Here is a 23,335-nt window from a genome sequence, read left to right as displayed (position 1 = left end):
GAGTCCGAGTGCCCCGAAGGGCGCTCGGACTCGGCGCCCCACAGTGCTCCGTCCACACGACTGAATACGAGCGCCGCATGAGCGCCTTACGACGGGTAGGTCGTACGTCGATGAGCCCCCGCGCCGGGAACACCGGCCCCCACACTCTCGCCTTCGTCGAGAGCCCGGTCCAGCTCCTCAACGTGCTGGAGTGGGCGCACGCCCGCGAGCACGCCCTCGGCGCGGGACTCACCCTCGTCGTCCTGTCCCCGATCGACCCCATGACCCGCGGCCAGCTGCGCAGGATGGCCGAGCTGGCGCGCGAGGACGGGCACGAGGTGCGCTGGGAGGAGGCACGGGGCGGCGCGGCAGCGCCCTTCCACACCATCGGCGGCCTCACGGGCCTGCTCCGCAGGGCCGGCCGGGTGGTTCTCGGCGACCCGTTCTCCCGCTACGTACAGCTCCTGCTGACGATCACCAAGGCCCGCGACCTCGTCGTCGTCGACGACGGCACCGCGACCATGGAGTTCGTCACCCAGCTCGCCCGCGGTGAGCGGCTGGTGCGCTGGCACCGCAAGGGCGGCCGGCCCGGCCCCCGCGACCTGGTCTTCGCGCCCGTCTCCGCCGCCGCCCGCAAGCGCCTCACGCCGAGCGAGCGCCGCCACGTCGAGATCTTCTCCTCGATGCCGATGGACACGACGCCCGAGGGCGTGACGGTCACCGCCAACACCTTCGCCTGGACCCGCGACCGCTTCGGGCCGCCCCGCATCACCAAGGGCTCGGACATGGTCGGCACGTCCCTGGTGGAGACCGGCGTGGTCGACGGCGACCGCTATCTGGAGGCGGTCCGCTCCCTGGCCAAGACACACGGCGCCACCCGCTACTTCGCCCACCGCCGCGAGAGCGCGGAGAAGCTGCACCGGCTGGCGGTGGAGACCGGCCTGGAGATCGTGCGCCCGGACCTCCCGCTGGAGCTGATCGCCCGACGCGGGCCCATAGGCCGCACGATCCTGAGCTTCCCGTCGACCGTGGTGCACACCCTGCCGCTGGCCCTGTCCGGCACGGACGTCCGCGTCGCCGTCTGCGACATCGATCCCGCGTGGCTGACGGAGAACGCCTCGCCGCGGGCGCAGGGGTTCTTGTCGGGGGTTACGGGGACGGCGCGGGATGTGCACCGGCTGTCGGCGGTCAGGGCCGTGTGATCACTGCGCTGAAGGTGTCTTCAGGGATTCGATGAAGGGGGTGAATGCCTCGGCCGGGACCGTGAGGGTCCCGTGGGCCGGGGCCTTGGAGTCGCGGATGGCTATGTGGGTGCGGCGGTCTGAGATTTCCAGGCAGGCGTTGCCGTCCCCACTGCCGGAGTAAGACGACTTCCGCCAGTTGCCGAAGGTGTCCATGGGGGTGCCTCACAGCTCTTTGGCCAGCATGTGGATGAAGTCACGTGACCGTTCGGGTTCGAGCGTTGCCGCCTCCACTCTACGGAAGAGTGTTCGGAAAACGCCGAGCTGGGGCTGAGAGTCGATGAAGACCGTGCCGTGAGGACCGTCGCGCACCACGGTGTCCAGCCTTGGCGTGGGGCCGCCGGCGTACACCATGGCGGCTGTGACGTCGGCGAAGTCATCCAGTTCGAAGGGGATGACACGGACTGTGACGTGGTCCGCTTCGGAAAGTTCCAGGATGCGGGTGAGCTGAGTCCGTGACGCGGCTCGGCCGCCGACCCTGATGCGCAACGCCGCCTCGTGGATCAACGCTTCATACGGGATCGGCTGCCCGCCCTCGATGATGACGCGCCGTTGCATTCGATGGCGGACGCGCAACTCAAGCTCGTCCTCGGGCAGCTGGGGAACCCGGCGCGAGAAGAGGGCTCTTGCGTAGTCGTCGGTCTGGAAGAGACCTGGGACATGCAGAAAGTCCACATCCAGTCGGTACGTGGCATGGTGCTCCAGCTCGGACAGGTCCAGGAACGAGGTGGGCAGATGGTCCCGGTACTCCTCCCACCAGCCGCGTGTCCGGTCGGTCGCCATCGCCGCCAGGGCCGCCACGAACTCCGCGTCCGTGCAGGCGTAATGCGCCGCAAGTCGGCGCAGTCGTTGTTCGCTCACGCCTGACGTGCCGGACTCGATCTGGCTGATCTGGACGGAGTTCACGCCGAGCAGCGCTGCTGCCTCACGGGCACTGAGCCCTGCAGCTTCGCGGAGCCTGCGCAATTCGACCGCCAGTCGCATCTGTCGCGCTGTCGGCTCGCGCTTGGTCCCCATCGACTGCTCCTTGGTTCAACGCGCTGGTGAGCGCGACTCGTTCGGGGGTCAGGTTACGCGATCGGCTTGCCGTTTCTTAAATCTAAGGTCTACCGTCGGTGACGCGACGCACACTCTGTGGAACGCCGGAATCCCGGAAGCGCACCACTCCGTCCTGCCATGACGGCTGCGGCACTGCCACCGCCCGCCGACCGCAACCCCACCCCACCGAACCGGAGCCGACGCATGCCCGAAACCGTTCCCGAGTCCGAGCCCTGGGAGTACTCCCTCCACATCCCGAACGATCTGCGCGCCGTCACGGTGAGCCGCCGCACGCTCCGCCTGATCCTCACCCTGCACGGCCTGATCAACCTCGTCGACGTCGCCGAGCTGCTCGCGACGGAGCTGGTCTCCAACGCCGTACGCCACACCAAAGGCCCCGCCGCTCTCCGGGTGCGCTGGGCGGCGGGCGTGTTGCGGATCGGGGCCTGGGACGCCGATCCCGAACCGCCCGAACCGCCGGGGGCGGCGTTGGACCGGCCGGCCGAACTGGAGGACGGGCGCGGACTGGCGTTGGTCCGGGCCTGCGCCGACCTGTGGGGGTGGCAGCCGCTGTCCCGGCACGGCAACCCGGGCAAGTACGTGTGGTGCGAACTGGCGGGATAGGTCACGGCCGCCTGCGGGCCAGGACGAACCCGCGGGGGCGCTTCTCCTCGCCCACCGGTTCACGCAGCACGCGGGCCGTCACGTCAAGGTCCGCCGTGGCGAGGTGGGTGGCGTAGGTGTCCGGGGTGCGCCAGTGGTAGTCGAGCGAGATCTCGTGGCCGAAGCGTTCCGCGAGGTGGAGGTGCTCCTCGTCGCCGTCGGGGCTGCCGGACTGGAATCCGAGGAGCACGTGGCCGCCGGGGACCAGGACGCGGTGGAACTCGGCGAACGTGGCCGCGAGATGCCCGGTCGGGATGTGGATGATCGAGTACAGCGCGACGATCCCGCCCAGCGTCTCGTCGGGGAGGTCCAGAGTGGTCATCGAACCCACGTGGAACCGCAGGCCGGGATGGGTACGGCGGGCCAGATCCACCATCCGGGGCGAGAGATCGACGCCGAAGACCGGCACGCCGAGGGCGTGCAGGCGGGCGGTGATGTGGCCCGGTCCGCTGCCGAGGTCGGCGACCGGCGCCGGGGCCCGGTCGCGGGCGAGCTCTGCGAAGGCGGTGATCAGGGAGTGGTCCAGCGGAGCACTGCCGGCCGGCCGGTCGGGGAAGGCCTCCGCGTAGGAGCGGGCGATGGCGTCGTAGGAGGCTCTGGTGGAGTCCAGGAAGTCGGCGTACTGCGGGATCGAGAGGTTCCGGGTGTTCTCGGCGGTCACGGGGCGCACCCTAGTGCGGCGGGTGACCGGGTGACGGCGAGTTCACCAGGGTGGTGCCGGGAGTTCCCGGTCGGGATCCGGCTGCGCCCCGACGTGGTCGTGACGGGCCTTTGGGCGGAAAGCCGGCCTGCGACCGGGTCCGCACGGTCGTACGCCCGTGGTGACGTTCACCCCGGCGCTGCGGTCCCGACAGGTGAACACAACCGACGGTTCTGTCCGCGGCGTGGTATCCGTGGAGTGTGGAGGGTAGACATCGTCACTCTCCGTCGATTTCATGATCGACTCGACGGAAAGCCGGGCGAGTTTACCCACCCAAACCGATACCTATGCGTCGGGCGGCCAGATTTTCTTCCCCAAACGGGTTGAAGTTTTGTTGATCGAGGGTCAGTTGGCCACCTCGGCGTCCTACCCTTCAGAGGGTGAACCAACTGATGTCCCCAGAGTCCGAGGCCGATCAACCAGGGGAAGCGTTCCTCCCCGGCGCCCTGCCGGAGGCGCTCCGTGCCGAACTCATCGAGTTCCGGCGCGACTTGCACATGCACCCCGAGCTCGGCAACCAGGAGTTCCGTACGACCGCGGCGATCAAGGCCCGCCTGGAGAAGGCAGGCCTGAAGCCCCGCGTACTCGCCATCGGTACCGGGCTCATCTGCGACATCGGGGAGTGGGACGGAGGGCGCCCCATGCTCGCCCTGCGGGCCGACATCGACGCCCTGCCCATCCCGGACACGAAGAGTGAGTGCCCGTACCGCTCGACGGTGCCGGACCGGGCGCACGCCTGCGGTCACGACGTCCACACGGCCGTGGTCCTGGGTGCCGGGCTGGTCCTGGCCGACCTGCTCAGGCGCGGAGAGCTGCCCCGGCCCGTCCGGCTGATCTTCCAGCCCGCCGAGGAGGTGCTCCCCGGCGGCGGTGCCGACGTCGTCGAGTGCGGGGTGCTGGAAGGGGTGGGGCGGATCCTCGCCGTGCACTGCGATCCCAAGGTGGACGCCGGGAAGATCGGCCTGCGGCAGGGTGCGATCACCTCGGCCTGCGACCGGCTGGAAATCTCGCTCGACGGTCCCGGCGGGCACACCGCCCGCCCCCATCTGACGACCGACCTCGTCACCGCCGCCGCCCGGGTCGTCACCGACGTGCCCGCGCTGGTCGCCCGCCGCACCGACGCCCGCAGCGGCCTCGCGGTGACCTGGGGGCGCATCGACTCCGGCCACGCGCCCAACGTCATCCCGCAGCACGCCGAGCTCTCCGGGACCGTGCGCTGCCTGGACCTCGACACCTGGCGGCAGGCGCCGGACCTCGTGGTCGCCGCGATCGACGAGGTCGCCAATCTGCACCGCGCCAAGTCGGAGATCAACTACATCCGCGGTGTCCCGCCCGTGGTCAACGACCCGGCCGCGACCGAACTGCTGCACGAGGCCATGACGGCCCGCCGGGGCGCCGACTCCGTCGAGGGCACCGAGCAGAGCCTGGGCGGCGAGGACTTCTCCTGGTACCTGGAGCACGTCCCCGGCGCCATGGCCCGCCTCGGCGTCCGTGTGCCGGGCGACCGGGTCGGGCGTGACCTGCACCAGGGCGACTTCGACGTCGACGAGTCGGCCATCACGGCCGGGGTGGAGCTCTTCACCGCGGCGGCGCTCCTCGACGCCGTCGGCTAGCCGGAGCGGCCCGGACCCGACAGGCCCCCAGGGGTGCGGCAGCCGCCGGCCACCGGCCCGGCACGGCGTCGCATCCCGGAGCGGCTCCGGTTGCGGGCGGCGCGCACCGGGGGGAGTCTGGCCGCATGGCCGGCGGCCCTGTGTGTCATCGGAGCGGAGACACCTCCGGTGCGTTCGCCCCATGCGTGCCTTTCGATCCGGTGGTTCACAAGGCCGTAACCGGCCATCGGCACGAATGGATAACGGCAGGACGAAACCCCGTTCCCAGGAGTGTCTACGCGCGTTAATGTGCGCCGAACTCAGCACCCACTGCGGGGCTTGGAGAATGGGGACTTCACGATGCGTCGGACATCCAAACTGACCCGTGTCGCGGTGGGGGTCGCGTCGATCGCGCTCGCCGCCACGGCGTGCGGTGGCACCAGCAGCGACAGTGACAGCGGCAGCGACGGCAGCGGCGACACCAAGGGTCTCGCCATCGCGTACGACATCGGCGGCAAGGGCGACCAGTCCTTCAACGACGCCGCCTACGCCGGCCTCCAGAAGGCCGCGAAGGAGTTCGGCTACAAGACGGCCGACATCGAGCCCACCGAGGGCGAGACGGACGCCGACAAGGAGCAGCGGCTGTCCTCCCTCGCCAAGCAGGGCTACAACCCGGTGATCGGCGTCGGCTTCGCTTACGGCCCCGCGATGGAGGCCGTGGCGAAGAAGTACCCGGACACCACCTTCGGCATCGTCGACTCGGTCGTCGAGGGCGAGAACGTCGCCTCCCTCGTCTTCGCCGAGCAGGAGGCCTCCTACCTCGCCGGTGTCGCGGCCGCCAAGGCCACCAAGAGCAACATCGTCGGCTTCGTCGGTGGCGTGGACGTGCCGCTGATCCATAAGTTCGAGGCCGGCTACAAGCAGGGCGTCCAGGACACCAACCCCAAGGTCAAGGTCCTGTCGCAGTACCTGACGCAGACCGCGGAGGAGGGCGGCTTCTCCAGCCCCGACAAGGGCAAGGCCGCCGCCGAGGGTCAGATCGAGAAGGGCTCCGACGTCGAGTACGCCGCCGCCGGTCTGTCCGGCCAGGGCGTGATCGAGGCCGCCTCGAAGGCCAAGGTCTGGGCGATCGGTGTCGACTCCGACCAGTACGAGCAGGCGGCGCTCGCCAACTACAAGAACTCCATCCTGACCTCCGCCCTCAAGGACGTCGGCGGTGCGGTCTACACGCTGGCCAAGTCCGTCGAGGACGACAAGCCGCTGACCGGCGTCCAGACCTTCGACCTGAAGGTCAACGGTGTGGGCCTGTCCGAGTCGAACCCGGAGTTCGCTCAGATCGCCGGCCTGTCCGACGCCGTGGCGAAGGCCAAGGCAGGCATCATCGACGGTTCCATCAAGGTCAAGACCGAGTAGTCGCGGTCACGGCACCACAGGGCGGGCGGACATCCGAGGGATGCCCGCCCGCTCGGCTTTTCCCAGGTCGGCGTGGATCACCCGCCGCCCTTCGCCCTTTGCTGTCGGCAACCCCTGGGTCAAGGCCGCGAGTGGAGTTGGCCACGGGGGGATAACAAGGTGTACAGAAGGGGTTTCCTGGGAGGTCTACGCGCGTTACTCTGCGGCGAAAGCCAGCGCCGTAGCTGTGAAGCTGTCCCGAGCTGTACCGTCCGGCGCTGGGCGACCCCGGGGAAGTGCAAGCACTTCTCCGGCCCCGCCAGTACCGACAGGAGTCACCACACATGCGCCGGATTTCCCGGATCACGGTCGCAGGCGCAGCGACCGCCTCTCTGGCCCTCGCGCTCTCCGCCTGCGGCGGCACTTCGACCGAGGCCTCCTCCTCGGACTCGAAGGGCGGCGACAAGGGTCTCGCCATCGCGTACGACGTCGGCGGCAAGGGCGACCAGTCCTTCAACGACGCCGCGTTCGCGGGCCTGGAGCAGGCGAAGAAGGAGTTCGGCTACAAGACGGCCGACGTCGAGCCCACCGACGGCGAGACGGACGCCGACAAGGAGCAGCGACTGGTGTCGCTGGCCAAGCAGGGCTACAACCCGGTCATCGGTGTCGGCTACGCGTACGCCGCCGCCGTCAAGGGTGCCGCGGAGAAGTTCCCGGACACCACCTTCGGCATCGTGGACGACTCCACCGTCGAGTCGAAGAACGTCGCCGACCTGGTCTTCTCCGAGGAGCAGGCCTCGTACCTGGCCGGCGTCGCCGCCGCCAAGAGCACCAAGACGAACACGGTCGGCTTCGTGGGCGGCGTGGACATCCCGCTGATCCACAAGTTCCAGGCCGGCTTCGAGCAGGGCGTCAAGGACACCAACCCGCAGGCCAAGGTCCTGACCCAGTACCTCACGCAGACCGCGGAGGAGGGTGGCTTCTCCAGCCCCGACAAGGGCAAGTCCGCCGCCGAGGGCCAGATCGAGAAGAAGGCCGACGTCGTCTACGCCGCCGCCGGTCTGTCCGGCCAGGGCGTCATCGAGGCCGCCGCCGCCAACAAGGTGTGGGCCATCGGCGTCGACTCCGACCAGTACACGCAGGAAGCCCTTGCCAAGTACAAGGACTCCATTCTGACCTCGGCGATGAAGGACGTCGCCAAGGCGGTCTACAACCTGGCGAAGTCGGTCGAGGACGGCAAGCCCGAGACCGGTATCGTTCGTGGCGATCTGCAGTCCGGCGAGGTGAGCCTGTCGAACTCCAACCCGAAGTTCGCGGACGACACCAAGGTCCAGGAAGCCATCAAGACGGCCAAGGAGAAGATCATCAGCGGCGAGATCAAGGTCAAGACCAGCTGATTGCAGTAACACCCTGAGCAGCGGTAACCCCGGGGTTACGTCCGCTCGACGGGGTACGGGGAAGCTCTTCTGGGAACTTTCCCCGTACCCCGTTGTTCGCGGTGCGTCGACCCCTTTCAGGCCATAGGGGCGCTACGCGCGTAGACGACCCCCGTCTCCAGGAGAGTGCGCCATCAACGCGTCCAGCAGCCCTCCGGCCGGCGCGGCGGTCAACGAATCGGTGACCGCCGTCGAACTCGCCGGGATCACCAAGCGTTTCCCGGGCGTCGTGGCCAACCACGACATCCACCTCACCGTCCGCAAGGGCACCGTCCACGCCCTCGTCGGCGAGAACGGCGCCGGCAAGTCGACGCTGATGAAGATCCTCTACGGCATGCAGAAGCCGGACGAGGGCACCATCGCGATCGACGGCCGGCAGGTCACCTTCTCGTCGCCGGCCGACGCCATCGCCCGCGGCATCGGCATGGTCCACCAGCACTTCATGCTCGCGGACAACCTCACCGTCCTCGAGAACGTCGTCCTCGGCAGCGAGAAGCTGTACGGCATCGGCGCCAGGGCCCGCCGCAAGATCAAGGAGATCTCCGAGCGCTACGGCCTCGGCGTGCAGCCCGACCGCCTGGTCGAGGAGCTCGGCGTCGCCGCCCGCCAGCGCGTGGAGATCCTCAAGGTCCTCTACCGCGGCGCCACCACGCTGATCCTCGACGAGCCGACGGCCGTCCTGGTGCCGCAGGAGGTCGACGCGCTCTTCGACAACCTGCGCGAGCTCAAGGCCGAGGGCCTGTCCGTCATCTTCATCTCCCACAAGCTGGGCGAGGTGCTCTCCGTCGCCGACGAGATCACCGTCATCCGCCGCGGCACCACGGTCGGCACGGCCGTCCCCGCCGAGACGACGCCGCGTCAGCTCGCCGAGATGATGGTCGGCAGCGAGCTGCCGACACCGGAGACCGCCGAGTCCACGGTCACCGACCGGCCGGTCATCACCGTCGACAAGCTGCGCCTGGAGGCAGCCGGCGGCAAGGCCCTGCTGGACGACATCACCTTCACCATCCACGCGGGCGAGGTCCTGGGCATCGCCGGCGTCGAGGGCAACGGCCAGACCGAACTGGTCGACGCCCTCATCGGCCTCAAGCACGCCGACTCCGGCACGATCGCCCTCATCGACGAGGAGATCACCGGCTGGTCCACCCGCAAGCGCCGCGAGCAGGGGATGGGCTACATCCCCGAGGACCGCCACCGTCACGGCCTGCTCCTGGAGGCCCCCCTCTGGGAGAACCGCATCCTCGGCCACGTCACCGAGAAGCCGCTCGCCAGGGGCGTATGGCTGGACCCGAAGGCCGCGCAGGAGGACACGCGCCGCATCGTCGAGGCGTACGACGTCCGCACGCCCGGCATCGACGTCACGGCCGCCTCGCTGTCCGGCGGCAACCAGCAGAAGCTGATCGTCGGCCGCGAGATGAGCCACACGCCGCGCTTCCTGATCGCCGCGCACCCCACCCGCGGTGTCGACGTCGGCGCGCAGGCCGCGATCTGGGACCACATCCGCGAGGCCCGCCGCGAGGGCCTGGCCGTGCTGCTGATCTCCGCCGACCTGGACGAGCTGATCGGCCTGTCCGACACCCTTCGCGTGATCTACAACGGCAAGCTGGTCGCGGACGCCGACCCGGCCACCGTCACGCCGGAGGAACTGGGCTCGGCGATGACGGGTGCCGCGACCGGCCACCTCGAACACGACGACACGACCCCCGAGACTCCCGACCTGAGCAAGTCTCCCGAGTCCGGCGAAGACGAGGCCCGCTGATGAAGAAGTTCGACAAGGAGCGCGTGCTCCTCGCGGTGGCCGGACCGGTCATCGCGCTCGCCGTGGCCTTCGTGCTCAGCGCGATCGTGCTGCTCGCCTCGGGCAAGAGCCCGGTCGAGCCGTACGTCCTGATGTTCGAGCAGCTCGGCTACTCCGACATCCAGGTGCTGATCATCAACCAGGCCTCGCTGTACTACATCGCGGCCCTCGCGGTGGCCATCGGCTTCCGGATGAACCTGTTCAACATCGGTGTCGACGGCCAGTACCAGCTCGCCGCCATGATGGCCGCCGTCGTCGGCGCCCACGCCAACCTGCCGGCCGCCCTCCAGGTCCCCCTGCTGATCCTCACCGCCGTCTGCACCGGCGCCTTCTGGTCCGGCATCGCCGGCATCCTCAAGGTCACCCGCGGCGTCAGCGAGGTCGTCGCGACGATCATGCTGAACGCGATCGCCACCTCCGTCATCGCCTATCTGTGGCTGCCGAACGTCTTCGGCGTCAAGGTCGGCAACAACAACACCACCGGCGAGATGCACGAGTCCGGCTGGGTCTCCGGCATCAGCGTGGGCGACGCCGGTGAGATCTACGGCCTGGTCTTCCTCGCCGTGCTCCTCGGCATCGCCTACTGGGTCGTCCTCAACCGCACCCGCTTCGGCTTCGACCTGCGCGCCTCCGGCGCCTCCGAGAGCGCCGCCGCGGCCAGTGGCGTCGACCCCAAGCGGATGGTGCTCACCGCCATGCTGCTCTCCGGCGGCATCGCGGGCATGGCCGGTCTGCCGATCCTGCTCGGCGACACCCACACCTACAGCCTGAACTTCCCCACCGGCATCGGCTTCCTCGGCATCGGCATCGCCCTGCTCGGCCGCAACAGCCCCGTCGGCATCGCGTTCGCCGCCCTGCTGTGGGCCTGGCTCGACAAGGCATCGCCCGAGCTGGACTTCCACGGCTACGACAAGGAGATCGCGGTCATCATGCAGGGCCTGATCGTGCTCGCGGTCGTCGTCTCCTACGAGGCCGTACGCGAATGGGGCCTGCGCCGCCAGCAGCGCCGCGTCGGCGCGGAACTGGCAGCCGGTCACGTCCTCGGCGCCGACAACAACAAGAAGGAGGTGGCCGGCCGATGACCACCCCGCAGACCTCAGCGGTCGACGTCAACCAGCCCACGCTGCAGCCCGCGGCGCCGACCGGCCGCCGCCTGTCGTGGCAGGTACTGCTGCTGGTCATCGCCGGAGCCCTGGCGCTGACCTCGATCGTCCGCATCATCACCGGCGCCGACGGCATCACCAACGTCAGCCAGATGTCCACCGCGCTCCAGCTCGCCGTGCCGATCGGCCTCGCCGGTCTCGGCGGTCTGTGGGCCGAGCGGGCGGGCATCGTCAACATCGGCCTCGAGGGCATGATGATCCTGGGCACCTGGTTCGGCGCCTGGGCCGGCTTCCAGTGGGGCCCGTGGACCGGCATCGTCGTCGGCATCCTGGGCGGCTGCATCGGCGGCATCCTGCACGCCATCGCCACCGTCACCTTCCGCGTCAACCACATCGTCTCCGGCGTGGCGATCAACATCCTCGCCCTCGGCATCACCCGCTACCTCGCGCCCCTCGCCTTCGAGGGCCACGCGGGCGGCTCCGCCAAGCAGTCCCCGGCGGTCGACACCCTCGGCCACTTCACCGTGCCGGGCCTGTCCGACGGGCTGCGGGACCTGAACAACCAGGGCTGGTTCTTCGTCTCCGACATCGCCGGCCTGCTCGGCGGTCTGGTCACCAACGTCTCCTGGCTGACCCTGATCGCCATCGCGCTGATCCCCGCCACCTGGTGGATCCTGTGGCGCACGGCCTTCGGTCTGCGCCTGCGCTCCTGCGGTGAGAACCCGGTCGCGGCCGAGTCCCTCGGCGTGAACGTCTACAAGTACAAGTACATCGCCGTGATCATCTCCGGCGGCCTCGCCGGTCTCGGTGGCGTCTTCCTCTCCATCGTGGCCAACCCCTTCTACCTGGAGGGCCAGGTCAGCGGCCGGGGCTACATCGGTCTCGCCGCGATGATCTTCGGCAACTGGATGCCGGGCGGCCTCGCCCTGGGCGCCGGCCTGTTCGGCTACACCGACAGCCTCAACCTGCGCGGCGGATCCACCAACGTCCACGCCCTGCTGCTGCTCGGCGCGCTCCTGCTGATCATCGGCGCGATCTGGCTGGTGCTGACCAAGAAGTACGCCTCCTCGATGATCACCGCGGTCGTCGGCGCCCTGGTGTACGCGTGGTACGCCACCACCAACGAGGTGCCCAACCAGGTCGTCTCCGCCACGCCGTACGTCGTCACGCTCGTCGTCCTCACCTTGTCCGCGCAACGTCTGCGGATGCCGAAGGCGGACGGCCTGCCCTACCGGAAGGGCCAGGGCAAGTGACGCCGGCCGCCTCCCACGACGTCGACTGGGGCAAGCTGCGCGCGGCGGCCCGGGACGCCATGTCCCGCGCCTACGCCCCGTACTCCGGCTTCCCGGTCGGCGTGGCGGCCCTGGTCGACGACGGCCGCACCGTCACCGGCTGCAACGTCGAGAACGCCTCGTACGGGCTCGCGCTGTGCGCCGAGTGCGGGCTGGTCTCGGAGCTGCAGAACACGGGGGGCGGCAGGCTGACGCACTTCACATGTGTGGACGGCAAGGGCGACGTCCTGGTGCCGTGCGGCCGCTGCCGTCAGCTGCTCTTCGAGTTCGGCGGCCCGGAGCTCCTGCTGGAGACCCCGGCGGGCATCCTGCCGCTGTCGGAGATGCTGCCCCAGGCCTTCGGCCCGGGCCACCTGCGCAAGTAATTCCCGTACGGCCCCTCCGAGCCGCCCATGCGGCCGGTCCGGAGGGGCCGTACGACTTCTGGAATCCTCGGAAGGAAGCAAAGTCATGGCCATGGACGCCATCTCCGTCATCCGCACCAAGCGGGACCGCGGTGAGCTCAGCGACGAGCAGATCGACTGGGTCATCGACGCGTACACCCGCGGGGAGGTCGCCGACGAGCAGATGTCCGCGCTCGCCATGGCGATCCTGCTCAACGGCATGAACCGCCGTGAGATCGCCCGCTGGACGGCCGCGATGATCGCCTCCGGCGAGCGCATGGACTTCTCGTCCCTGTCCCGCCCGACCGCCGACAAGCACTCCACGGGCGGCGTCGGCGACAAGATCACCCTGCCGCTTGCCCCGCTCGTCGCCGCCTGCGGTGCGGCCGTGCCCCAGCTGTCGGGCCGGGGCCTCGGCCACACCGGCGGCACCCTGGACAAGCTGGAGTCGATCCCCGGCTGGCGCGCGCTGCTGTCGAACGAGGAGATGCTGCACGTCCTCGACACGACCGGCGCGGTGATCTGCGCGGCCGGTGACGGCCTGGCCCCCGCCGACAAGAAGCTGTACGCGCTCCGTGACGTCACCGGCACGGTCGAGGCGATCCCGCTGATCGCCTCCTCGATCATGTCGAAGAAGATCGCGGAGGGCACCGGCTCGCTGGTCCTGGACGTGAAGGTCGGCACGGGCGCCTTCATGAAGACCATCGAGGACGCGCGCGAGCTGGCCTCCACGATGGTGGGCCTGGGCACCGACCACGGCGTGAAGACGGTCGCGCTGCTGACCGACATGGCGACCCCGCTCGGCCTCACGGCGGGCAACGCGCTGGAGGTCCGCGAGTCCGTCGAGGTCCTGGCGGGCGGCGGCCCGGCCGACGTGGTCGAGCTGACGATCGCCCTGGCCCGCGAGATGCTGGACGCGGCCGGAGTGAAGGACGCCGACCCGGCGAAGGCCCTGGCCGACGGCTCGGCGATGGACGTCTGGCGGCGCATGATCGCCGCGCAGGGCGGCGACCCGGACGCGGAACTGCCGGTCGCGCGCGAGCAGCACGTCGTCAAGGCCCCGTCCTCCGGTGTCCTGACCCGCCTCGACGCCTACGGCATCGGCGTCGCCGCCTGGCGCCTCGGCGCGGGGCGTGCCCGCAAGGAGGACCCGGTGCAGGCGGGCGCCGGCATCGAGATGCACGCCAAGCCCGGCGACACGGTCACCGAGGGCCAGCCCCTCCTGACCCTCCACACCGACACGCCGGAGCGGTTCGAGTACGCCCTCCAGTCGCTGGGGCGGTCGTACGACATCGCGGCAGCCGGAACCGACTTCACGGCTGCGCCGGTGGTGCTGGAACGTATCGCCTGACCAGGCGGTTTCCCTTTCGGGTGAACGGGATCGGTGGACCTCCACCGGTCCCGTTCGGCATGCTGGGATCGGTGACGCACCGAATAGGAGACCGCCATGAGCGCACTCACCGTGAGCCAGGACCCCGACCAGAACTGGGACGACCTCGTCCGGTACTGGGAGGAGATGGAATGGCCCGAGGGCAGCAAGGTGGAGATCATTGAGGGGATCATCACCGTGTCACCTGCTCCCGCATCCCGCCACAACGTGATCGCGGCCCGAATCCAGCGTCGCCTCTACTCCGTGATCCCCGAGGACTGGGAGATCTTCCAGACACTGGCGATCGCCGTGCCGTCACGGCTGGGCATGCTCATCCCGGATCTGCTCGTGGCACCTGTACAGGAATGCGCGGAGACGGAATCCCACATCCCGGCGGCCTTGGCGGAACTCGTCGTCGAAGTGACCTCCAAGTCCAACGCCCACCACGACCGAGTCAGCAAGCCCGCTGCTTATGCCACCGCCGGGATTCCGCTCTACCTGCTGATCGACCGCTGGGCCCCCGGAGGACCCACCGCCACGCTCTTCGGGGAGCCCAAGGGCGATGTGTACCGGGTCCTGAGCGCCGTGAAGTTCGGTGACCCCATCAAGCTGCCGGACCCGTTCGGCGTGACGATCGACACCGGTGAGTTCCCGGTCGACTGACCGTCAGCCCAGCAGAGCGGCGACCACCACCAGCACCGGCACCGAGATCACCGTCGACAGCAGGATCGAGTCGCGGGCCAGGCGTTCGGCGACGCGGTAGCCGGCGGCGTAGGTGTAGAGGTTCTGGGCCGCGGGGAGGGCCGAGGTGACCACCACGTCCAGCAGGGGTGCGCCGCGCAGGCCGAAGACGCCTGCCGCCAGCGCCCAGGCCGCCGCGGGCTGGCCGAACGACTTGAGGGCGACCGAGAGGAACACCGGAAGGCGGTCGGGGCCCCGGCCGGGCATCGTGCTGCCGCACAGGGAGATGCCGAACGCCAGCAGGACCGCCGGAACCGACATGCCGCCGATCAGGGTCAGGGGGTCCAGGACGGGCGCCGGGATCCGCAGTCCCGTCGCCGACACCGCGACGCCGGCCAGTGAGCCCACCGCGATCGGGTTGCGCAGCGGCGTCAGCAGACGGCTCCACAGCGGGCCCTTCTCGCCCTTGCCGGACAGGTCCAGGATCGTCAGGGCGACGGGCGTGACACCGACGAGCTGGAACAGCAGGACCGGCGCCACGAGCGAGGCGTCGCCGAGGACGTACACGGCGATCGGGATGCCGAGGTTGCCGGAGTTGACGTAGCTGGAGCACAGCGCGCCGATCGTCGTACGGCCGACTCCCCAGCGCCGTACGACACCGACCGCGACGAACACCCCGGCCGCCGCGGCCGTGCTCAGTGCCGTCACCAGGAGGCGGCTGGAGAAGATCACCGAGAGGTCGGTCTGCGCGAGCGTGGTGAACAGCAGGGCCGGGGACGCCACATGGAAGGCCAGCTTGGTGAGGACCTCCCGGCCCTGGTCGCCGAGGTAACCGCGCCGTCCGATCACATAGCCCACCGCGATCACGACCGCGATCACCGCGAAGCCCGTCAACACCCCCTGCACGGAACCTCCTTGGCGGGCCGCAGGCCGCACGGTGTTCGGGGACGAGGTGATAGGTGGGGCATACAGCAAACCCTCCTGGGAAGGAGGGGACCGGGTCAATGTGATCTCGGTCGGCGGACACCCTCACGGGGCGCCGAATCAGAGCAGCGGGCATCGGACGCGGGGAGCGGGGGCACTCAGGCCCGATGAGTTATCGCTTCCCGCCCGGTCTACCGCACGTGGACGCCATGACACCCGCGGTACTCGTGCTGGCCGGCCCCGTCACCCGGGACGAGGTGGCGGGGCTGTGCGACGACGTACGGGCCCGGCTGGAGGCCGGTGGGGCGAGAGTCGTGGTGTGCGACGTGGGCGGGCTGGGGCCGCCGGGCCTGGGCGTCGTGGATCTGCTGGCACGGCTGCAGCTCACCGCGCGGCGGGCCGGGGGGCGGATCAGGCTCCGCGACCCCGATCCCGCCCTACACGCCCTCCTCGACCTGGTCGGTCTCCGCTTCGAGGTGGAGGGGCAGACCGAAGAGCGGGAACCAGCGCTTGGTGTCGAGGAAGAAGTGGAACCCGGTGAGCCGGCCGTCTGAGATCTCCAGGACCTGCACCGCCCACGGTGTGTGGCCGCCCGCCTCGGGGTCCGGCTTGTACTGGGCGAAGCCCGGCAGACCGTTCACCTGGACCGGCACCAGTCGTGAGCCCTCGCAGGCGGAGCCCAGCGTCGTCATGAAGCCGGTGATGTCGTCGTGGCCCGTCAGCCACAGGTCGAACGGCGGCATCGTCATGATGGCGTCCTCGTGCAGCAGGGCCGTCAGCGCCGTCATGTCATAGCCCTCGAAGGCCGCCACATAGCGGTCCAGGAGCTTTTGCTGCTCGTCGTCCAGCGGGTCGGAGACGGTGGCCGCGGCGCCCGGCTGCTGCTGCTCGGCGAGGGTTGCGCGGGCCCGCTGGAGGGCGCTGTTGACCGACGCGACCGTGGTGCCGAGCAGTTCGGCGACCTCGTTGGCCCGCCAGGCCAGCACCTCGCGCAGGATGAGCACGGCCCGCTGCTTGGGCGGCAGCTGCTGGAGGGCGGCCATGAAGGCGAGCCGCACCGACTCCTTGGCGACCGCGGCCTCCGCGGGGTCCTCGGTCGTCGGCAGCACACGGCTGTCCGGCATCGGCTCCAGCCAGGTGTTGTCCGGACGGGGCGAGAGCGCCGCCTGGGCCAGCGGCGTCGACTCCGACAGGTCCATCGGGCGGGCCCGCTTGTTGCCGGCCGTCAGCATGTCCAGGCAGACGTTCGTCGCGATGCGGTACAGCCACGAGCGGAGACTGGAACGCCCCTCGAACTTGTCGTAGCTCCGCCAGGCGCGGACCATCGTGTCCTGCACCGCGTCCTCGGCCTCGAAGGACGAGCCGAGCATGCGGTAGCAGTACCCGGTCAGTTCGACGCGGTGTTTCTCCAGCCTGACATCGAGGTCCGTCGTCTGTGTCGCCGTGCCGTCGCTCATCGTCCACCCACCCCTGTGGCCGTGCTGTGTCGCGCCTTTGCGCCCAGTACTTGGAAGCTACCGCAGCCCACTGACAACGGCCCCCGGAGCGGACGAACGCCCAGGTGAGAGGCGTACAAAAGCCGTTCCCCCCGACCGGCCGACCCCGGTCGGGGGGAAAGGGGACGTGCGGCTCAGGCCGTCGCGAGCCGCTGCTGGGCCCTAGGGCCGGCCGGCCCTGGCCGCACGCGTTCCGAGGACGGTGATCGTCACGACGCCGAGCACCGCCAGCAGGCCGACCCCGACCGTGCCCGCCCAGCCGCCGGCGTGGAAGGCGATCGCGCCGATGGTGCTGCCCGCGCTGGAGCCGACGTAGTAGGCCGACTGGTACAGCGCGGCGGCCTGGGCGCGGCCCGCCGTGGCTGTCCTGCTGACCGCCGAGGACGCCACCGCGTGGCCCGCGAAGAAGCCGGCGGTGATCAGGACCAGGCCGAGGAGGACCAGGGGGAGGGAGCCGGCGAGGGACAGCAGCAGGCCTGCCGCCGTCGTGCCGCCCGCCGCGTAAAGGGCGCCCCGGCGGCCCAGGCGGCCCACCAGCCGACCCGCCGTCGACGCCGACACCGTGCCGACCAGGTACACCAGGAAGATCGAGCCGACGATGCCCTGGGGCAGTGAGAACGGCGCCTCCGTCAGGCGGTAGCCGATCACCGTGTACACGCCGCCGAAGACCGTCATGAACAGCGCGCCGATCGCGTACAGGCGGCACAGCAGCGGGTTCGCGAGGTGGTCGCGGACCGTGCGGGCCAGGACGCGCGGGCGCAGCGAGCCCGCCTTGAAGTGGCGCGGCGCGGGGAGCAGGAGGCGGAACGCGATCGCGCAGGCCACCGCGATGGCGCCGATGACGCCGACGGCGACCCGCCAGCCCCATTCCTGGGCCACCCAGCCCGTGATCACGCGGCCGCTCATCCCGCCGACGCTGTTGCCGGCGACGAACAGGCCGATCGCCGTGATCAGCGCCCGCGGCCGGACCTCCTCGGCCAGATACGCCGTCGCCGACGCCGGCAGACCCGCCAGCGCGGCCCCCTGCACCGCCCGCAGCACGACCAGGGCCGTCAGGTCCGGCGCGAAGGGCACCACCAGCCCGACCGTCACCGCGACCGCCAGCGACGCCGTCATGACCGTACGGCGTCCGAACCGCTCCGACAGCGCGCTCATGGGAAGGACGAAGAGAGCCAGACCGCCGGTCGCGGCCGCCACCGTCCAGCTCGCCTCGCTCGCCGCCACCCCGAACTCGCTCGAGATCAGCGGGAGCAGGGCCTGGGTGGAGTACAGCAGAGCGAAGGTCGCGACGCCGGCGAGGAAGAGGGCGAAGCTCATCCGGCGGTAGCCGGGGCCGCCCGGGGCCATTCGGGAGTCGACGACAGGGACTGCGGGTGTGGCGTCCACGGTGATGGACGCCCCGGTACTGGCGGGAGACATGCCTCGAAGTTACGTACGGCCGCGTTCATCCGTCCAATGCATGGATTCGCCATAATCGTTCCCATGGAGCATCAGCAGAGGTCACGAGCTCGTCTGTCACCGTCCAGTGACACAGAAGACATGACGATGTTGCTGGCGCCACGCCTGGCCCACTTCGCCGGCGTCGCCCGCACCGAGCACGTCACCCGCGCCGCGCAGGAGATGCGGGTCCCGCAGTCCACGCTCTCGCGTGCCATGGTCCGCCTCGAACAGGACCTCGGCGTCGACCTGTTCGCCCGCCACGGCCGCACGGTCTCGCTGACCCCGGCCGGCCGCACCTTCCTCGCCTCCGTCGAACGCGCCCTCGCCGAGATCGGGCGCGCCGCCGAGGAGGTCCGCGCCGACGCCGACCCCGCCACCGGCAAGGTCGCCTTCGGCTTCCTGCACACCATGGGCGCCGAGACGGTGCCCGGTCTGATCCACGCCTTCCGCGCCGACCACCCCCGCATCCGCTTCAGCCTCGTGCAGAACTACGGCGAGGCGATGATCGAGCGGCTGCGGTCGGGCGAGCTCGACCTGTGCCTGACGTCGCCGGTGCCGGACGCCCCCGACCTGGTGGCCCGCCGCCTGGACGAACAGAAACTGCATCTGGTCGTGCCCGCCGACCACCGCCTGGCCTCGCGCAAGCGCGTCCGGCTCGCGGAGGCCGCCGACGAGACGTTCGTGACGCTGGAACCCGGCTACGGCATGCGCCGGATCACCGACGACCTGTGCCAGGAGGCGGGCTTCAAGCCGCGCATCGCCTTCGAGGGGGAGGAGGCGGAGACCCTGCGGGGCCTGGTCGCGGCGGGCCTGGGGGTCGCGCTCCTGCCCCCGCCGGCCGTACCCCGCCCGGGAGTGGTGGAACTGACGGTCACGGCCCCGAGGGCGGCCCGTGAGATCGGCGTCGCCTGGCTGGCCGACCGCTCGGACACACCGCCGGTGGCGGCGTTCAAGAGGTTCCTGCTGTCCAGGAGGGGCAACTTGCTGCCCACGTGAGGTCCACTGCCCTCACGCCAACACCGCTACCGCCGCAATGACTTCCCGAACCCGGAAGCCAACGGCATCCGCAGCCCCAGCGGCGGTGGAGCCGCGAACGCGTCGGCCACCGGCCTTGAGAACGCCCTGCCGAACAGCACACCCATCACGAAGTCCTGTGCCAGCGCCAGGACTTCGTCCCGGTGCTGATGCAACGTGTGCCGGTCGGAGTGCACTTCGAACCGGCACACGTCCCGGTTCGCCTTCTTCGCCCGCTCCGCCAGCCTGAACGACAGTTCGGGGTCGGTCCGCTCGTCGTTCGTGCCGTGCACGAACAGCACCCGCCGTCCCGCGAGCTGTTTCACCGGTTCGGGTGCCGCCGCCATGTCCTCCTCCGGCAGCCAAGGGGCGATCGCGAGCACGGAGTTGACGGCCTCGTGGCCGCCCGCGTGCAGTGCGGCCCGTGCGCCCATGTCGACCCCGACCAGGCACACGGGGACGTCCCCGTAGCGCCGTACGGCCTCGTCGGCCGCCCACAGCGCGTCGCTCGCGAGGTTCGCGGCGCTGCCGTTCCAGCCGCGGTAGCGGTAGCGCACGACGTGCGTGGCCAGGCCGTCGTCGCGCCCCGCCCGCGTCAGCCGGCGTCCCAGCGTCCGCACATAGGAGGTCGCCAGCAACGGCGCCGGCTTGCGATGTGATACCTCGTCACCCCCGGGAAGCAGGAGTACGACCCCGCTCACCGCCGTCGGTTCCGGCCCGATCGCCTTGCCCAGCCGGACCCTGCGCACCGGCGTCGCTTGCTGTGCCATGACAGAACAGTGTCAGAAGCATGGGTGTACGCGACCCGTCCTCGGGGTCACCGTTACGTATCGACGGATTCGTACAAGCAGGAGAATGGGGTGTTCAGCGGGTGATCTACGCGCGTAGGCGTTATGGTGCGGAAATGACGAGCGAGACTGCCCAGAAGGCGAACACCCCGAGCTCGGACCAGATCCGCCGGGCGCCGAAGGTTCTGCTGCACGATCACCTCGACGGCGGGCTCCGCCCCGGCACGATCGTCGAGCTGGCCCGCAACACCGGCTACACCCACCTCCCCGAGACCGACCCCGACAAGCTCGGCGTCTGGTTCCGGGACGCCGCCGACTCCGGATCCCTGGAGCGGTATCTGGAGACCTTCTCCCACACCGTCGGCGTGATGCAGACCCGCGACGCCCTCGTGCGGGTCGCGCGCGAGTGCGCCGAGGACCTCGCCGAGGACGGTGTCGTCTACGCCGAGGTGCGCTACGCACCCGAGCAGCACCTCGAAGGCGGGCTCAGCCTCGAAGAGGTCGTCGAGGCCGTCAACGAGGGCTTCCGCGAGGGCGAGCGGATCGCGCGGCAGAACGGCCACCGCATCCGCGTGGGCGCCCTGCTCACCGCCATGCGGCACGCCGCCCGCGCGCTGGAGATCGCCGAACTCGCCAACCGCTACCGGGACCTGGGCGTCGTCGGATTCGACATCGCGGGCGCCGAGGCCGGGCATCCGCCGACCCGGCACCTCGACGCCTTCGAGTACCTCAAGCGCGAGAACAACCACTTCACCATCCACGCCGGCGAGGCCTTCGGGCTGCCGTCCATCTGGCAGGCCCTCCAGTGGTGCGGCGCCGACCGGCTGGGGCACGGGGTGCGCATCATCGACGACATCCAGGTGCATGCCGACGGCTCCGTGACGCTCGGCCGGCTCGCGTCGTACGTACGCGACAAGCGCATCCCGCTGGAGCTGTGCCCGAGCTCCAACCTCCAGACGGGGGCTGCCGATTCGTACGCCGACCACCCCATCGGGCTGCTGCGCCGGCTGCACTTCCGCGCGACGGTGAACACCGACAACCGGCTCATGTCCCACACCAGCATGAGCCAGGAATTCGAGCATCTTGTCGAGGCATTCGGCTACACGCTCGATGACATGCAGTGGTTCTCCGTCAATGCGATGAAATCATCGTTCATTCCTTTCGATGAACGGCTCGCGATGATCAATGACGTCATCAAGCCCGGATATGCCGAACTCAAGTCCGAGTGGCTGTTCCGGCAGACCTCGTCTACCAGCGACTCTGTCGAAGAGCAGGGCTGACCTGGGATCCTTCGTGCACATGTAATGCGGGCGGCATTCACAATCCGTCCGCATTTCATTGTTTGCGGCCGGGTGCGGGGCGTGTTTACGGTCGAGGACCGCTTACATCCCCGCAACCAATTTTCGAGGACGCATTTCATGAAGCAGTCTGCTGCCAAGACCCTCGGTGTCGCCGCTCTCGGTGCCGCCTTCGCCGCCGCGGGCGCGGGTGCCGCGAACGCCGCGCCGGTCTCGCCCGACGCCGCCGGTTCGGCGCTGGACAGCGTCACCCGGACGCTCCCCGCCGAGAACCTCGCCCAGGCGGCGCCCGGCGCCGGTGCGGGGCTGGCTCGGGGGGGTGCCGGGCTGGCTCAGGGGCAGGAGGCGCTCGCCGCCGGACTGTCCGCCGCGCAGCCGGCTGCCGAGCAGGCCGTGGCCGGTGGGCCGACCGGCGTGGTCGCCGGGCTGCTCGGCGGGCTGCCGGTGCAGGGGGCGGCGACCGAGGGGCTGCCGGTGCAGGGTCTGCCGGTTCAGGGGCTGCCCACTCAGGGGCTGCCGGTGAACGGGCTTCCGCTCGGCTGAGTTCTGGTCGGCCGGGTGCTCGCCCGGTCGGGACACACCGCTGGGGCGCACCCTTTGGACATGGGGTGCGTCCCGGCGGCTTTGTGCTTGTGGAGGGGAGAGGAGGGGAGGGGGAGGAGGGGGCTGAGTTACCAGGCCGTGCGGGTCTTGTCCTCGGACGGGAGCAGGATCCACAGCGCCATGTACAGCAGGAACTGCGGTCCCGGGAGCAGGCAGGAGAGCAGGAAGATGACGCGCATGGTCGTCGCGGAGGTGCCGAAGCGTCGTGCCAGCGCGGCGCACACTCCGCCGATCATGCGGCCGTTGGTGGGTCGGGCGAGCGCGGTCATGGTGCGGCTCCTTCGCGAGCGTCGGTCGAGGGCCCTCCTTTGTGGAGCCTTCGAGTGGGTGCCTCATCTGACATCCACGCTACGCAGGCGAACCGGGCAAAGCGTCACTCTACGGAGCTATGCCGACCCTGGGAATCGTCGGGGTCCGACCCTGAGAGGGCTCATCCTGGGGGGTTGCGGGACGGTCGGTTCGCTCGGACCTGCGGCGGAGGTGGATGCGGGCGGCCGGGACGATCGCCGCGTGGGCGAGGGCCACGCCGAGGGTGTTGAGGAGCAGCGAGTCGACGTCCACGACCTGGCCGGGGACGCCGGTCTGCAGGAGCTCTATGCCGAGGGAGATGAGGGCGCCCGCGGCCACCGTGCGGACCAGGGAGCCGACGGGGGAGGCGGTGAGGCTGCCGTGTGCGGTCGGGATGAGGACGCCGAGGGGGGCGAGGAGGGCGAGGCCCTCGATGATGCGGCGGGCGGCTTCCTGCCAGCCGAGGGCGAGGTCGGCTCTGATGCCTGCGAAGGGTTGCAGGTTGGCGGGGGTGACCCAGGGGACGTCCAGGGGGCGCAGGGTGAGCCAGGCGACGAACGCGAGGTGTGCGAGCAGGAGGATGCCTCCCGTCACACGGATGCGGATCGCGGCGCTGCCGCCGATGGAGCCTTGACGCTGCACGCCCCCGTAGACGCGCCCTCCGGCGGGATCGGTTCCGGGGTGTGGGTTTGTGGGGTGAGGTGTCTGCCACACCGTGATGCCTGCGGCGGCCTGTGCGGGGTGGTGGGGGTGCGGGTAGCGCCTGCGGTTCGGTGGGTGGGTCGGGGCCGTGCCGGGGGGTGTCCGTCCTCGGTCG

Annotated in this window: 24 protein-coding genes; 15 read left to right on the top strand and 9 right to left on the bottom strand. The window is 70.1% G+C overall.

Going from position 1 to position 23,335, the window contains the following annotated elements:
* Nucleotides 1-110: 110 nt before the first annotated feature.
* Entirely contained in the window at nt 111-1,181 is a 1,071-nt protein-coding gene (locus AC3ETA_RS06810) for a hypothetical protein (RefSeq protein WP_432192079.1), read from the top strand.
* Here the strand turns inward: AC3ETA_RS06810 and AC3ETA_RS06805 are convergent, their stop codons facing one another.
* On the bottom strand, nt 1,182-1,376 hold the full coding sequence (locus AC3ETA_RS06805) for a DUF397 domain-containing protein (protein WP_432191881.1): 195 nt from the start codon (nt 1,374-1,376) through the stop codon (nt 1,182-1,184).
* A 9-nt stretch (nt 1,377-1,385) separates the two neighbouring features.
* Nucleotides 1,386-2,237: a helix-turn-helix domain-containing protein gene (locus AC3ETA_RS06800; RefSeq protein WP_432191880.1), complete on the bottom strand. Its 852-nt coding sequence runs from the start codon at nt 2,235-2,237 to the stop codon at nt 1,386-1,388.
* Nucleotides 2,238-2,462: 225 nt separating this feature from the next.
* On the opposite strand from AC3ETA_RS06800, the gene AC3ETA_RS06795 reads away from it, so the two are divergent.
* On the top strand, nt 2,463-2,882 hold the full coding sequence (locus AC3ETA_RS06795) for an ATP-binding protein (RefSeq protein ID WP_432191879.1): 420 nt from the start codon (nt 2,463-2,465) through the stop codon (nt 2,880-2,882).
* Between the two features lies 1 nt (nt 2,883).
* On the opposite strand, the gene AC3ETA_RS06790 is transcribed toward AC3ETA_RS06795, so the two are convergent.
* Entirely contained in the window at nt 2,884-3,591 is a 708-nt protein-coding gene (locus AC3ETA_RS06790) for a class I SAM-dependent DNA methyltransferase (RefSeq protein ID WP_432191878.1), read from the bottom strand.
* Nucleotides 3,592-4,013: 422 nt separating this feature from the next.
* On the opposite strand from AC3ETA_RS06790, the gene AC3ETA_RS06785 reads away from it, so the two are divergent.
* From AC3ETA_RS06785 to AC3ETA_RS06745, 9 genes are all read left to right on the top strand, one after another.
* The gene (locus tag AC3ETA_RS06785; protein WP_432191877.1) at nt 4,014-5,234 is read left to right on the top strand and encodes a M20 family metallopeptidase; all 1,221 of its coding nucleotides are present in this window, start codon (nt 4,014-4,016) and stop codon (nt 5,232-5,234) included.
* Nucleotides 5,235-5,573: 339 nt separating this feature from the next.
* Entirely contained in the window at nt 5,574-6,626 is a 1,053-nt protein-coding gene (locus tag AC3ETA_RS06780; protein WP_432191876.1) for a BMP family lipoprotein, read from the top strand.
* Between the two features lie 323 nt (nt 6,627-6,949).
* Nucleotides 6,950-8,002, top strand: coding sequence for a BMP family lipoprotein (locus tag AC3ETA_RS06775; protein WP_432191875.1), 1,053 nt, complete (start codon nt 6,950-6,952; stop codon nt 8,000-8,002).
* A gap of 220 nt (nt 8,003-8,222) precedes the next feature.
* Entirely contained in the window at nt 8,223-9,800 is a 1,578-nt protein-coding gene (locus AC3ETA_RS06770) for an ABC transporter ATP-binding protein (RefSeq protein ID WP_432191874.1), read from the top strand.
* On the top strand, nt 9,800-10,921 hold the full coding sequence (locus tag AC3ETA_RS06765) for an ABC transporter permease (RefSeq protein WP_432191873.1): 1,122 nt from the start codon (nt 9,800-9,802) through the stop codon (nt 10,919-10,921). Before AC3ETA_RS06770 ends, AC3ETA_RS06765 begins: the two co-directional genes overlap by 1 nt.
* Nucleotides 10,918-12,195, top strand: coding sequence for an ABC transporter permease (locus AC3ETA_RS06760; protein WP_432191872.1), 1,278 nt, complete (start codon nt 10,918-10,920; stop codon nt 12,193-12,195). The genes AC3ETA_RS06765 and AC3ETA_RS06760 overlap by 4 nt, the downstream gene beginning before the upstream one ends.
* Nucleotides 12,192-12,599: a cytidine deaminase gene (locus AC3ETA_RS06755; RefSeq protein WP_432191871.1), complete on the top strand. Its 408-nt coding sequence runs from the start codon at nt 12,192-12,194 to the stop codon at nt 12,597-12,599. Before AC3ETA_RS06760 ends, AC3ETA_RS06755 begins: the two co-directional genes overlap by 4 nt.
* Nucleotides 12,600-12,690: 91 nt before the next feature.
* On the top strand, nt 12,691-13,968 hold the full coding sequence (locus tag AC3ETA_RS06750; RefSeq protein ID WP_432192078.1) for a thymidine phosphorylase: 1,278 nt from the start codon (nt 12,691-12,693) through the stop codon (nt 13,966-13,968).
* Between the two features lie 96 nt (nt 13,969-14,064).
* Nucleotides 14,065-14,649, top strand: coding sequence for a Uma2 family endonuclease (locus AC3ETA_RS06745; protein WP_432191870.1), 585 nt, complete (start codon nt 14,065-14,067; stop codon nt 14,647-14,649).
* Between the two features lie 3 nt (nt 14,650-14,652).
* Here AC3ETA_RS06745 and AC3ETA_RS06740 read toward each other — a convergent pair whose 3' ends face one another.
* Nucleotides 14,653-15,573: an AEC family transporter gene (locus tag AC3ETA_RS06740; RefSeq protein WP_432191869.1), complete on the bottom strand. Its 921-nt coding sequence runs from the start codon at nt 15,571-15,573 to the stop codon at nt 14,653-14,655.
* A 185-nt stretch (nt 15,574-15,758) separates the two neighbouring features.
* On the opposite strand from AC3ETA_RS06740, the gene AC3ETA_RS06735 reads away from it, so the two are divergent.
* The gene (locus tag AC3ETA_RS06735; RefSeq protein ID WP_432191868.1) at nt 15,759-16,145 is read left to right on the top strand and encodes an STAS domain-containing protein; all 387 of its coding nucleotides are present in this window, start codon (nt 15,759-15,761) and stop codon (nt 16,143-16,145) included.
* Here the strand turns inward: AC3ETA_RS06735 and AC3ETA_RS06730 are convergent.
* Nucleotides 16,029-17,048 carry a sigma-70 family RNA polymerase sigma factor gene (locus AC3ETA_RS06730; RefSeq protein WP_432191867.1) on the bottom strand — a complete coding sequence of 340 codons (1,020 nt, stop codon included), beginning with the start codon at nt 17,046-17,048 and terminating at the stop codon, nt 16,029-16,031. The genes AC3ETA_RS06735 and AC3ETA_RS06730 overlap by 117 nt on opposite strands.
* Nucleotides 17,049-17,249: 201 nt before the next feature.
* Nucleotides 17,250-18,506, bottom strand: coding sequence for an MFS transporter (locus tag AC3ETA_RS06725; protein ID WP_432191866.1), 1,257 nt, complete (start codon nt 18,504-18,506; stop codon nt 17,250-17,252).
* Between the two features lie 63 nt (nt 18,507-18,569).
* Between AC3ETA_RS06725 and AC3ETA_RS06720 the strand changes: the two genes are divergently transcribed.
* Nucleotides 18,570-19,523 carry a LysR family transcriptional regulator gene (locus AC3ETA_RS06720; RefSeq protein WP_432191865.1) on the top strand — a complete coding sequence of 318 codons (954 nt, stop codon included), beginning with the start codon at nt 18,570-18,572 and terminating at the stop codon, nt 19,521-19,523.
* A gap of 26 nt (nt 19,524-19,549) precedes the next feature.
* Here AC3ETA_RS06720 and AC3ETA_RS06715 read toward each other — a convergent pair whose 3' ends face one another.
* Nucleotides 19,550-20,311: an alpha/beta hydrolase gene (locus AC3ETA_RS06715; RefSeq protein WP_432191864.1), complete on the bottom strand. Its 762-nt coding sequence runs from the start codon at nt 20,309-20,311 to the stop codon at nt 19,550-19,552.
* A gap of 134 nt (nt 20,312-20,445) precedes the next feature.
* On the opposite strand from AC3ETA_RS06715, the gene AC3ETA_RS06710 reads away from it, so the two are divergent.
* Together AC3ETA_RS06710 and AC3ETA_RS06705 are read left to right on the top strand one after the other, a co-directional pair.
* Nucleotides 20,446-21,609: an adenosine deaminase gene (locus AC3ETA_RS06710; RefSeq protein WP_432191863.1), complete on the top strand. Its 1,164-nt coding sequence runs from the start codon at nt 20,446-20,448 to the stop codon at nt 21,607-21,609.
* Nucleotides 21,610-21,747: 138 nt separating this feature from the next.
* The gene (locus tag AC3ETA_RS06705; RefSeq protein ID WP_432191862.1) at nt 21,748-22,170 is read left to right on the top strand and encodes an ATP-binding protein; all 423 of its coding nucleotides are present in this window, start codon (nt 21,748-21,750) and stop codon (nt 22,168-22,170) included.
* Nucleotides 22,171-22,298: 128 nt separating this feature from the next.
* On the opposite strand, the gene AC3ETA_RS06700 is transcribed toward AC3ETA_RS06705, so the two are convergent.
* A complete protein-coding gene (locus AC3ETA_RS06700) occupies nt 22,299-22,499 on the bottom strand; it encodes a PspC domain-containing protein (protein ID WP_432191861.1) in 201 nt (66 codons plus the stop codon).
* 109 nt (nt 22,500-22,608) lie between these two features.
* Complete coding sequence (locus AC3ETA_RS06695; RefSeq protein ID WP_432191860.1) at nt 22,609-23,160, bottom strand: VanZ family protein; 552 nt, start codon at nt 23,158-23,160, stop codon at nt 22,609-22,611.
* Nucleotides 23,161-23,335: the final 175 nt, after the last annotated feature.

The sequence above is a fragment of the Streptomyces sp. bgisy027 genome, assembly GCF_057710365.1.
The sequence above is the reverse complement of the archived record's forward strand: the minus strand, read 5'-3'. Positions and strand labels throughout refer to the sequence as shown.